The 10813-nt window shown below is 34.1% G+C and carries 10 protein-coding genes; 9 read left to right on the forward strand and 1 reads right to left on the reverse strand.

The features are described 5' to 3' along the window. Positions 1-85: 85 nt before the first annotated feature. The 9 genes from IMZ30_RS07475 to IMZ30_RS07515 all read left to right on the forward strand — a co-directional run bounded on the left by IMZ30_RS07475 (position 86) and on the right by IMZ30_RS07515 (position 5556). Positions 86-379, forward strand: a complete 294-nt coding sequence (locus IMZ30_RS07475; RefSeq protein ID WP_207037706.1) for a hypothetical protein — start codon at positions 86-88, stop codon at positions 377-379. Beyond that, positions 379-873: a hypothetical protein gene (locus IMZ30_RS07480; protein ID WP_207037707.1), complete on the forward strand. Its 495-nt coding sequence runs from the start codon at positions 379-381 to the stop codon at positions 871-873. The genes IMZ30_RS07475 and IMZ30_RS07480 overlap by 1 nt, the downstream gene beginning before the upstream one ends. Beyond that, positions 873-2147 carry a hypothetical protein gene (locus IMZ30_RS07485; RefSeq protein ID WP_207037708.1) on the forward strand — a complete coding sequence of 425 codons (1275 nt, stop codon included), beginning with the start codon at positions 873-875 and terminating at the stop codon, positions 2145-2147. Before IMZ30_RS07480 ends, IMZ30_RS07485 begins: the two co-directional genes overlap by 1 nt. Beyond that, positions 2135-2455: a hypothetical protein gene (locus IMZ30_RS07490; RefSeq protein ID WP_207037709.1), complete on the forward strand. Its 321-nt coding sequence runs from the start codon at positions 2135-2137 to the stop codon at positions 2453-2455. The genes IMZ30_RS07485 and IMZ30_RS07490 overlap by 13 nt, the downstream gene beginning before the upstream one ends. Then, positions 2442-2912, forward strand: a complete 471-nt coding sequence (locus IMZ30_RS07495) for a hypothetical protein (RefSeq protein WP_207037710.1) — start codon at positions 2442-2444, stop codon at positions 2910-2912. Before IMZ30_RS07490 ends, IMZ30_RS07495 begins: the two co-directional genes overlap by 14 nt. Further along, positions 2903-4045, forward strand: coding sequence for a type II secretion system F family protein (locus tag IMZ30_RS07500; protein ID WP_207037711.1), 1143 nt, complete (start codon positions 2903-2905; stop codon positions 4043-4045). The genes IMZ30_RS07495 and IMZ30_RS07500 overlap by 10 nt, the downstream gene beginning before the upstream one ends. 186 nt (positions 4046-4231) lie before the next feature. Then, positions 4232-4669, forward strand: coding sequence for a hypothetical protein (locus IMZ30_RS07505; RefSeq protein WP_207037712.1), 438 nt, complete (start codon positions 4232-4234; stop codon positions 4667-4669). Next, positions 4630-5091: a hypothetical protein gene (locus tag IMZ30_RS07510; RefSeq protein ID WP_207037713.1), complete on the forward strand. Its 462-nt coding sequence runs from the start codon at positions 4630-4632 to the stop codon at positions 5089-5091. Before IMZ30_RS07505 ends, IMZ30_RS07510 begins: the two co-directional genes overlap by 40 nt. A gap of 6 nt (positions 5092-5097) precedes the next feature. Continuing rightward, positions 5098-5556, forward strand: coding sequence for an IS3 family transposase (locus tag IMZ30_RS07515; protein ID WP_207037714.1), 459 nt, complete (start codon positions 5098-5100; stop codon positions 5554-5556). Positions 5557-6364: 808 nt separating this feature from the next. On the opposite strand, the gene IMZ30_RS07520 is transcribed toward IMZ30_RS07515, so the two are convergent. Next, the gene (locus IMZ30_RS07520; RefSeq protein ID WP_207037715.1) at positions 6365-10810 is read right to left on the reverse strand and encodes a DUF6443 domain-containing protein; all 4446 of its coding nucleotides are present in this window, start codon (positions 10808-10810) and stop codon (positions 6365-6367) included. Positions 10811-10813: the final 3 nt, after the last annotated feature.

Genomic DNA, 10813 nt, shown 5'->3' on the forward strand with positions numbered 1-10813 from the left:
AATCACAATTGTAATAGTTTTTTTTATTAGCCTCACTTCGTGTGAGGAAATTATTGAGGTGGCAGATATTTCAAATCAGACGGTTATGATTCTAGCGCCCCTTGATAATACCCAGATAGATACGCTTAATGTTAAGTTTAATTGGAATTTAGTTAATGATGCCAATCAGTATAGAATTCAAATTGCAGAACCTGGTTTTGTAGATGCTCAGCAAATTTTAGTTGATGAGTTAATTAATGCTGTAGATTCATTAAATACAGGAAATAGCTTCGATTATGAGTTCACTAATGATGGTGTCTATGAATGGCGTGTGAAAGCGTTGAATGCGAATTACGAAACGCCATTTACAACGGCTAGCTTTATGATAAATACTCAGTGATGAAACCTAAGCAACTCAAAACTATAGGACTTTTAGTTGTTGTTCTGATCATTTGGGGCTATTTGATTTATAGTGTATTTGATTCAATTAATCCAGACCTTAGTAATGGATCATTAAAAAGCCAACAACCTGCCTTTAAAAAAAATACAGAACAAGTATCTAAAGAAAAATTAAACTTACATATTCCTGAAAGAGATCCTTTTTTAAATATTACTTTAGTTAAACCCAGACCGAAAATTAAAGCGTCCCAATCAAAACCGCCTAAGACTACGGTCGATTTGAAGGCAATTTGGTCTGATATTACTTACAAGGGAATAATCGCTAAAAAAAGCACTAATCAGTATTTATTTTTAGTGGATTTTAAAAGTAATGAAGTGATTTTAAAACTTCAGCAATCTTACCAAAACTACAAATTAATCAATGCTAATAATGAAAGCATTACCTTAAAATATAAATCCTATACCAAAACAATACCTGTTTCAAAATCGTTCTAATGCGAAGATTAAGTCGATATAAGCTTAGAGCTAATGCCTTACAATTTGTGGTGTATATTGTAGTAATTGTGGCAATTTTATTGTCAATGTTGCTCTTGTATATTCATCTAAATAACAAGTTAATAGCTCAAAGTAATGCTCAAATTGAAGCGATAGAATTGGCTAATCAAGGTCTTTACGAATCTTTATCGAAGAATTTGATTTACGACGACACACTGACGCAAGAACTTGATAATCAAAAGTCTTGTAAGCTATTAAAACAGCATTGGGGTGTGTTCAATTTGGTCAAATCCTTTGCTAAAGTTCGAGACAAAACTTTTCAAAAAATAGCACTAGTTGGTGGGAAAACCCCTTTTACTAAAGATTTAGCTTTATATATACAAGATAATAATCAAGCACTTGTACTTGTCGGGGATACGAATATTAAAGGGAGTGTGTATTTAGGGACTTACGGGGCAAAACCTGGCCAAATATCTGGCATAGGATATACTAATAATCAACTCATTTACGGTAATATCAGTCGTTCTAGGATGCTACCTAATCTAGCCATAGAAAACCAAAGCTACATCAAATCTATAGAAAGCAAATTTTTGAATGATAGTGAAACTTTAAATTATTTTGATGTTGATACAACAAACCACCTTAGCCAAAGCTTCTTTCAACCTACAGCTTTTTATATATCAAATCAACAAATCAGCTTATTTGCTAAAAATTACGCAGGTAAGGTAATTATTCAGTCCAAACAAAAAATTTATGTCGATGCAAGTTCAAATCTAAAAAATGTGATACTAATTGCCCCTTCAATTTCAATTGGTGAAAATTTTAAAGGTGCTCTTCAGGCTTTTGCTACAGATCAAATTGAAGTGGCTTCTGGCGTAACCTTAGACTACCCATCAGTATTGCTTTTAAATCCTAAAGATAATTTTAGAAATTCAAACATTCCTAAAACCACGATTGAGCCTAATACTGAAATCAATGCCGCTATTGCATATCTAAAAGGGAGCAATCCCCAACTTGAAAATAATGTTACTAGCCATATTCACATCAAAGAAAATGCAATAGTGAATGGGCAAATATTCAGTAGTTATAACCTAAACTTAGAGGGGCAAGTCTATGGTCATGTAATTACAAACCAGTTTTTAACGCCTTATCGGGGGTCTTATTACATCAATCATGTTTTTAATGTAAATATAGCTTCAAAACCTGTTTCTCCTCATTTTTCAGGATTGTTGTTTCAGTCTAATCTCAAAAACATTGCCCTATGGTTAAATTAAAATCTGCAACATTATTAGAAACCCTTGTTGCCACTGCTCTGATTTTGGTGATATTTTTAGTTTCAGGATTAATTATTAATAATTTAGCTAAAAACACCATACAGAATAATCACCAAAGTATAGAAAATAAATTAAAGTACTTAGGCTATTTTTCAAAACACAAAAAGATGGCATTGCCTTATAAAACAACCTATAAAAACTGGCATATTAAAGCTAATTTTGATTCTGTATCAAAGCAAATCAACTTAGAGGCTTGGCAAATAAATGGGAGTAAAAGCTTAAATAAAACGGTTTATGTATTGGAATAAAAAGTTTAAAGCTTATACGCTTTCTGAAATTATTGTGGTGCTGATCTTAACAAGTATCGTGGTGGGTTTAGCATTAAGCGCATTAGGCTTAATTCAACAACAAATGACGGCATTGCGTTACAACAACGAAAATAACTTTCAAATAAAATCCTTAGAGACCAAACTTTCTATTTTATTCAACCAATCGCAGAGTATTAAAATTGTTGATAATCAAGTCTATTTTTATCGATTAGAGGATACTTTAATTACAAAAATGAGTCCCAACGCATTTATTATTAATCAAGACAGTATAAAACTAGAAGTTACAAATTTAAAGTCTTATTTTAGGGGAGAGGCCAATAAAACAGGTAATATTGATGCACTATCCTTAGAAATTAAATTGCATAAGGAGATATCAAAAACATTATTTGTGTCGAGAAGCAACGATGCCAAAACTAAGCTTGAGCAATGGGAATAAAGATTGAAAATAAATTAAAGCACAAGCATCAAAAACTAAAGTCCACTTCAGAAGAAAAGGAAAATTGGCTAAAGCGTGACATTGCACTTTTTGGCCAAAAATTTGGTTCTACAACTAAATCTTACTTTTATACCGAATTACATATCCTTTTAGAATCAGGAATTAGCTTAAAACAAAGCCTTAGTGTTATTCAAGAAGGCTTGAAGAAAAAAACTGAAAAAGATATCATTTCAAAACTCTCGGACAAAATTATAAAGGGTGCTAGTTTGTCTGATGCTATGAAAACCTTTGATCATTTTTTGAAATATGAATACTTCAGTATAAAAATTGGTGAAGAAACAGGTACTTTATCAAAAGTCGTTAAACAATTGGCCGATTATTTTGAACGTAAAACCGAATACCGTAAAAACATTATAAGTGCGTTAACCTATCCCTTAATTATTTTATCAACGGCTGTTTTAGTTATTTTATTTATGCTGAGGTATGTTGTCCCGATGTTTGAAGAAATCTTTAGACAGCAACAGGTTGAGCTGCCTGGTATCACTCTATTTATTGTAAACGTTTCACAGTTTATCCAAAGCTATGCCTGGGGTATAATCATTAGTTTTGTTGTACTCATAATGTTGTTTTTTTGGCTAAACAAAAACGACAAGTTTAAACAATTTCAGCAAGGGGTTTTATTCAGAATTCCTGGGGTTAATACAATATTAAAAGTGGCTTACACCACTCAGTTTATTCAAGCGATGAGTATTTTGTTATCGGCAAAAGTCCCTATGCTTAATGCCTTATACTTGGTCAAAGATATGATTGGTTTTTACCCGCTAAAATTGAGGCTAAATACAATCATTCATGACATTCAAAAAGGGATGTCGCTAAGTCAGGCCATAGCAAAACATAGCGATTTTTTTAAAGCTGATGTGATGGCTATGGTAAGTGTAGCTGAACAGACAAATGCAACGGCTTATATTTTTGATAAGCTGAGTCATCGCTACAACAATATGCTTCAGCGGCAATCTAAAACTTTAAGCACGTTTCTTGAGCCAATCATTATCCTGATCGTTGGAGTTTTTGTTGGCTTTATTTTGGTTGCCATGTATCTTCCGATGTTTAAGTTGAGTACAGTGATGGGATGATGGTTAAAGCTATGCAAGATTAATAAAACTGAAGTCCTCCTTATGTCGAAAGTCAAGTGTGTTGTAAAATGATAATAGTTAGGCATAAAATATTCTGGACTAAAATTCAACTGTTGCAATTACAATAGGCCGTATCCACAAATAGTAACTTATCAAAACCTCACTATACAGTGGGACATTTTACGCATGAAGACTACTTATAAAAACAACTATCACCCATTAATTATACTTTTGTATACAAGTGGGATGCTTTCTGAACAGAGTATAAAGCAAATTCCACGAACAACTCGGTATAATTGGCGGAAGTTCAAGTATGACAATTATCATGGGTATGAATGGGCACAACCTTACATCAATGATTTTGATGATATTAAAGAGGTGTTTCAAAGTATGTTTACAGCGCGTGCAATTAGAACCATCTTAAAAGCTAGACGTGGGTATTATAACATGTTAGGTGAATTCTCTCATCATAAGAATTTGATGAATATGCAGGCCAATAGCATAGTTACCTCAGTAGAAGAGATGGCTCAATTTTCTGGTGTGACTGTTAAGAAAGCTTGTCAGTTTTATGGGATTTCAAAAGATTGGTATTATACCAAAAAAAGAAAGTCCTTTGTGCATTAAGCCCAATTAAAAAATGTTATCGTCAATATGCTAACCAATTAACAGTACATGAAATTAGCTCGATTGAGCATTTAGTTAAAAGTCAAGAAAATATTTCTAAACCATTATCTACCATTTATTATGATGCTATGAATAAAGAGGTCGTAGCTTGCGGGCTTACAACATTTAGAAAATACGCTAAAGCACTTGGCTATGTCAAACCAAAACTTTTAAAACCTAAACCTAAGAAAGGCTTTAAAACTAACTATGTATTTGAATGGCTTCATATTGATGTGACTAATATACAAACTCTAAATGACGGTGTTCAAAAAGTGGCTTTTGTAAAAGATAATTACTCTTCTGCGTTGCTTCATGTCAAATCTACATCGGGAAGTGCTAGCAGTTCTTTTATCACTAGACTCTTACAGGAAACTTTTCAGTAATATAAATTGTACAACTTTAAAAAAGACATTCACATTCTTTCTGATGGTGGTTCTGAAAACAAAGGTGAGGTTCTCTCTTGGATAAAACATGCTTGTGCTGAGCGTAGACGAAGTATCAATGCACCACCAGTAGTGAAAAAGATAACGGCAATGACCGCTGAATTTCCGTTCTCCAATGCCATGCCTGAAATCACTCATCGTATTTATAAATCAGAGTTTATGGGTGGTAAACAATCAGAAGACCTGGCATCACACATTGTAAGCCTTAATGACTTTATGGAATATTATAATTACAACAGGTATCCTTGTCGTCTTTACGGCAAAACACCTATGCAAATCGTAGAGGGTGAAGACATTGATAAAACCATGTTTTCTGAAATTCTCAGCCAAGCTAAAGTAAATAGGTTAGAAGAGAATAAAAACTTTAATGAATGTGTTGCCAAAATAGGATGTAATAAATCATAAAAACAAAATCAGATCGTAAAATTTGATTTTTAAATCGACTCGTTTTAAAACCTATTTTCAATAGGTCAATGAATTTCTAAAAAGCGTAAAACAGCTTTTTAAATTGTCCTAACTCTTAATCACTCTATTTCAGCACTGTCCCAACTCCTGTGCTGAGCATAGCCGAAGCATTGGAACACTTTTATCGCGGTTTTAACGATTTGTAACCTCGATTCGCTCGATGAAGCAGAGAGGAAATCTATATATACGCTAATTGATTCGCTCATCTCAAAGAAAAAACTTAAAGACAACCTCTCTAATCTTATCGCTTCTTGATGATTTTAACTAAAATTTAACTGTGATACATATATGTTGCTTTTAATGCATATTTGTAACATATTGTTCTCATAAAAAAACCACCTCAATAAAGGTGGCGCATCTCTTTATAATCTCGGACTGCAAGTGCTAGCGAGCGAGTCAGTTTAATTTTGAGATTTATAAATATTAAAAATATTATAAAGTATAATTAATGTAAATATCGGTAAAACATAGAAAAATTTCATATAAACGATTAAATCAGAATCAAACTGAATGTATATTACATAATATGAAAAAGTAAATATAAGGCAAATCAAAGCCTTCTTTAATAAATTTATGTTATTGACTTTCATAAAGACATAATCAATTAAAAAAAATGTTAATATTGTTAATATGAAAATTAAAATATTATTAAAATAATAATTAATTGTATCAGCAGAGTTTTCATCTATATATAGTAAAAATAAATAGATGAAAAATATTAAAATTATGTATATAACTTTCACTTTTTTTATTTTCTATTATCAGAAACTATTTTATCATGATTATTCATAGATTCAATGGTACTTAAATATGTACTTGTTTTTGATTGTGCAAATGTTAGGGGAGTTACAACTAAATTAAATCTGCTAAAACCTTTCTTAAACCAACTATATAAGGCTGGAGCAGAAGAAACGCCTGCCGTGTCTAGTAAAGCTTTTTCGTTTCCATCGGACATTTGATGTCTCATAACAGCATATTGTTTTGGTGTCATACTGCCAGACCTTCTTCCGCTACCAACTTTTATTTTACTTATAAGGTTGCCTTCTTTATCTAAGTTTGGGGTTTCTATCCATTTATTACCCCACAAAACATATTCTTTACCATTATCTAAAATTACAGATTCACCATTTAAATAAAAACTTGTATTAGGTAATTCATTTGAACATAATACACTACTATCTTTTCTTAATCTATTCATCCTTTTTTGACTCGGAGTTTTTTCATTGTCATTATCATTTCCTGTATTGCTGTCACCACCACCGTTATCACTACTACTACCATCATCAGCAGAATCATCTCCTTCAGCACTATTATCAGTGTTATTTTGAATATAATCTCTAAAGAAATCCTGTGCATCTTGCCCAGTAAAAGTAATGACATTTCCATCTTCACTAACTTCAGAATCCGCTCCAGATGGGTCTGCCCAAAACACCGGGTTATTATCAAATGCTGAATAAGTAGAATATTCATAATGCGTTACCGGGTCAATGGCATTCCATCGTGCAATTGCAGGATCATAAAGACGAAGTTCCATTTCGTAAAGATTTAACCCTAAACTCTCTTCAAGCTCAACACCATTATATTTAAACTTACTCGCCACAGAATTGACGTTACCTGAAGTTACATTATTATACCCCTTGTGTTTCAGTCCAAAAGGATAGTAATTGTTCTCTTCAACAATTTCTGTATTCGCATCAATAGACCCATTTCCATCCGAGTCTTTATAGGACAATCTAATATTGCCTAAATGGTCTTTAAATTGATAGACATAATCAAAGCCACCTTGGTTATCGGGTTGTAGGTAGCCTTCTGGGTGAGAGAAGAATTTAAGTTCAGGGCTGTTGTTACCTGAATATTCATAGATAAAACCATTGTCATATTGGGTATGTGTAATAGTCCCAAGATTTGCGGTATCATCTTGAAAAAAAGTACCTGTATTCACGATTTTCTTTAATTTAACGCCTGTGGCATCGTAAATATAACTAATTTCTCTGTTTTGATAGCCTGAAGTATTAAAAATAACTTTAGTAGGTAAATTTAAGTGATTGTAGTCAATATGTGTAATAGCTTTGTTTTTATCATGAGTCATATTGCCATTCACATCGTAGGTGTAATCATAAGCTGCTTTGTGAGAGCCATCCTTAAAACCTTCATCATCTGCTGTATCGTTTACGGCTTTTAATTGATTGGAGTCAGGTTGGTAAGTATACTCTAACTGGTCAATGATGCCTATGCTGTGGTCTTGCTTAGCCCCATAACGTCTTAAGCCCATGATATTGCCATTATAATCATAAGTAATATTGCTAAGGCTGAAGTTTTCTAGTTCACCATCAAAGAGACCAGTCATCGCATGCGGTGTTAAATAATCAGCCGCTTTAATACGGTTAAGGGCATCATAGTGGTAGGCGTAACTCCGCTTTTGGTTATGGGTATTTTGGCTTCGCCAATGGGTTTCAGAGATGTTACCATTGTATAAAGCTGTTGTTGTTGCATTATCTTCAGGCTTGTTGTAATTTAATTTAAAGGCAAAGAGCTGGTCAGGGTTGGGCGCATCAACCTTATTAATTTCAGTTAACCACCCTCGTATGTTGTAATTGTAAGCTACATCTTGTAAAGCTGTAGTTTGGTTATAATCGCTTTGGGTATCATTTCCGCCTACTTTCTTTTCTATAAGTTGCCCGAGTTCATCATAGTGGTTAAAGACAATGAGTTCCTCACCTTGGTGATTAATGTTTTGAGTTTGCTTGAGCAGTCGTCCAGCGTGGTCGTAAGTAAATTTATCAACAATAGTGATGTTGGTTGGGTTCAAGCCATTTTTATCATGTGTTGTTGTGGTTTCAAGCACTTCACCAATAAAGTTGAGCTTAGAGTGGGTTTTAGTTTCAGAGTTCAAGTATTCGTTAATAGAATGGGTATAAATAGCTCTGGCTTTGTCATCATATTTAGTGAGGCTTGTAATCCATTGGTCTGTACCTAAAACGCGCACATGGTCACCAGTTGCTAAAGTTTTGGTATTGGTGGTAAAGTTACCATTGTTAAGGTTACTGGAATAAATAGAGCTGGTTTCAGCTTGTAGACCTCTAAGGTCAAAGTTGTAGTCATCGTAATAGTTAACGGTGTAAATTTTAATATTGCTATTAGGGAATGTATTTTTAGAATAATAAATTCCTAATGCTCCATTTGCTGTAAATTCGATATCTTCTGTTTTTGATTCAGATATTATTTGTTGGTTGTATAGAAACTCTTGTAATTCCTCTCTGCTTTGAGGTATATTATTTTCATCAATATATTTTCCAGTGTAGGCCACTCTACCAAAAGCATCATATTTGGTAAAGAGCCATTGGTCGTTTTGTCTTAGTTTGGCATCTTGGGTTAAGACAGGTCGGTTAAGTTTATCATAGACGATGTATTCCCAGCCTTTACCCGGTATTTTTTTCTCGACAAGGTTATTGCGATTATCATAACGATAAATATACCCTAAACCATCAATCAAGCTTTGTTTTACTTTTTGGGGATATCTAATAATAGGCTGTATTTGATAAGGCGGTTGGTTAAAAATACCTACCTGCCTAAAGTCTTGGGTTTGAACTTGTACATGATTATTAACTAACTTAAAAACCGCATTTGGTCCATCCATATGTCCTAAGAAAGCCAATTCTCGATTTTCGATTTGTCGGTTAAGGTCAAGATTAAGATTTAGCTTAGGGTTAAGCCCAACAGCCACATTAGTGTTAATGTTTAAGATAAACTGTACAGTGTTATTTTGATCAACAGCCACACTTAAGCCACCCACAGCGCCATAATCATTAGAAATAACAGCCGTAGCAAGGTCAGTACCTTCAGGAAGATCGTTAAAGGCTCTTTTATAATCAAGGCGTTCACGTTCTGGCATATCAATCAACTCATACCAAGGGAAAAACCTTTGATAACTGAGTTTTTGACTACTGTTTAAACTAAGGTTTAGTCCAGAGACTTTGCCTTGTCCTTCGATGTAGAGTTGGTTGCTTTTGATATAAAGTTTATAATTGTAACCAAGCCCTTGTAGACGTCCAACTTCTGTATCTTTAAAATTACCAAGAGGTTTAAGGTCAGCAATCATACCCTTATGTAAAGGGATTTCATTCGCAAAATTCATGTTGATATTAACCAAAAGATGACCGTTGTCTTGTTGCAAGACCAACCCGCCTTGACCGCCGTAGGTTTCAAATAAGTCTTGGTGCACGAGGCTTTGATCGTCATAATCGGCTAAATCCTTTTGGTACTGATCAGCTAAGCTTTTATCAACTTTAGCTACTTGAGTCCACGGCACAGCGATGCCACCTTGTAAATCAGCTGAGAAATTATCAGCTTGGAGTTGGTAGCTTAATTCAGGAGATAAGACATAACTTAAATTACCATAATCATCGTACACATAGTAGGTGTCATGGGCCTGTCCATTATCATAAGTACGTTTAAGGACCACTTGGCCTAACTTGTTTTTAAACTCTTCAGTGGTGTGGTCATGAGCTTGAGCTTGGTTGGGTTGCCAATTTTCATCTTTAGTAATGCTTTTATAAAGCTGTTGCGGCGCATAATAACCACGATCTACTAGTATATGCGGTACAGTAGAAGTGGTGTCAGTAAAGCTCACATCAAATCGTTTCACCTCACCTTGGGTATTGGTTTGGTAATCAAATTTAATGGTATGATCTGTATCATGAGCGAGTTGTACTTGCCAATCATTTCCGGGAGCACCTTGTTCAAAGACACGATTGAGTGGTGAACGCTCTAGATGCTTTTCGCTGTAGGCTAATACGCCATCAGCAGCACCGTATCTGTTGGTATAAAAATTTTCTTGAAGAGCTAAAGGATTGGTTCTTAAACTTAAAGAAGACGGGTTTAAGCTATCGCTAAACGGGAGGTATTCTTTAGTTTGTCGGCCTAAACTATCATAGCTAAAAAAAGAGATGATGTCGTGAGAAGACGGGCTGTTGGCTTTAAGCACTTGTTGGATCGGTCGCCCTAAACCATCAAAATACTGGACGCTTTCAGTAGCCTGCGAAGTCGTAGGATTAGTTATAGAGTTACTGGTAGCTTGTCGATAACTGGTGGTTTTGATATAGTTTTGGTCTTGATCTTGAGCAGAAGCCATTATGCTAAAACACAAGGCTATCGTAAGAAAAGCTATAGAAGAAAAGTGTTGTAAAGAAGTCATAAT

This window comes from Psychroflexus sp. ALD_RP9 (assembly GCF_017311165.1).
Taxonomy (GTDB): Bacteria; Bacteroidota; Bacteroidia; order Flavobacteriales; family Flavobacteriaceae; genus Psychroflexus.

Coding starts and splice junctions, on each gene's coding strand:
- IMZ30_RS07495 (WP_207037710.1), top strand. CDS start 2,442: ATGTATTGGAATAAAAAGTTTAAAGCTTATACGCTTTCTGAAATTATT.
- IMZ30_RS07475 (WP_207037706.1), top strand. CDS start 86: ATGATTCTAGCGCCCCTTGATAATACCCAGATAGATACGCTTAATGTT.
- IMZ30_RS07505 (WP_207037712.1), top strand. CDS start 4,232: ATGAAGACTACTTATAAAAACAACTATCACCCATTAATTATACTTTTG.
- IMZ30_RS07480 (WP_207037707.1), top strand. CDS start 379: ATGAAACCTAAGCAACTCAAAACTATAGGACTTTTAGTTGTTGTTCTG.
- IMZ30_RS07520 (WP_207037715.1), bottom strand. CDS start 10,810: ATGACTTCTTTACAACACTTTTCTTCTATAGCTTTTCTTACGATAGCC.
- IMZ30_RS07485 (WP_207037708.1), top strand. CDS start 873: ATGCGAAGATTAAGTCGATATAAGCTTAGAGCTAATGCCTTACAATTT.
- IMZ30_RS07490 (WP_207037709.1), top strand. CDS start 2,135: ATGGTTAAATTAAAATCTGCAACATTATTAGAAACCCTTGTTGCCACT.
- IMZ30_RS07500 (WP_207037711.1), top strand. CDS start 2,903: ATGGGAATAAAGATTGAAAATAAATTAAAGCACAAGCATCAAAAACTA.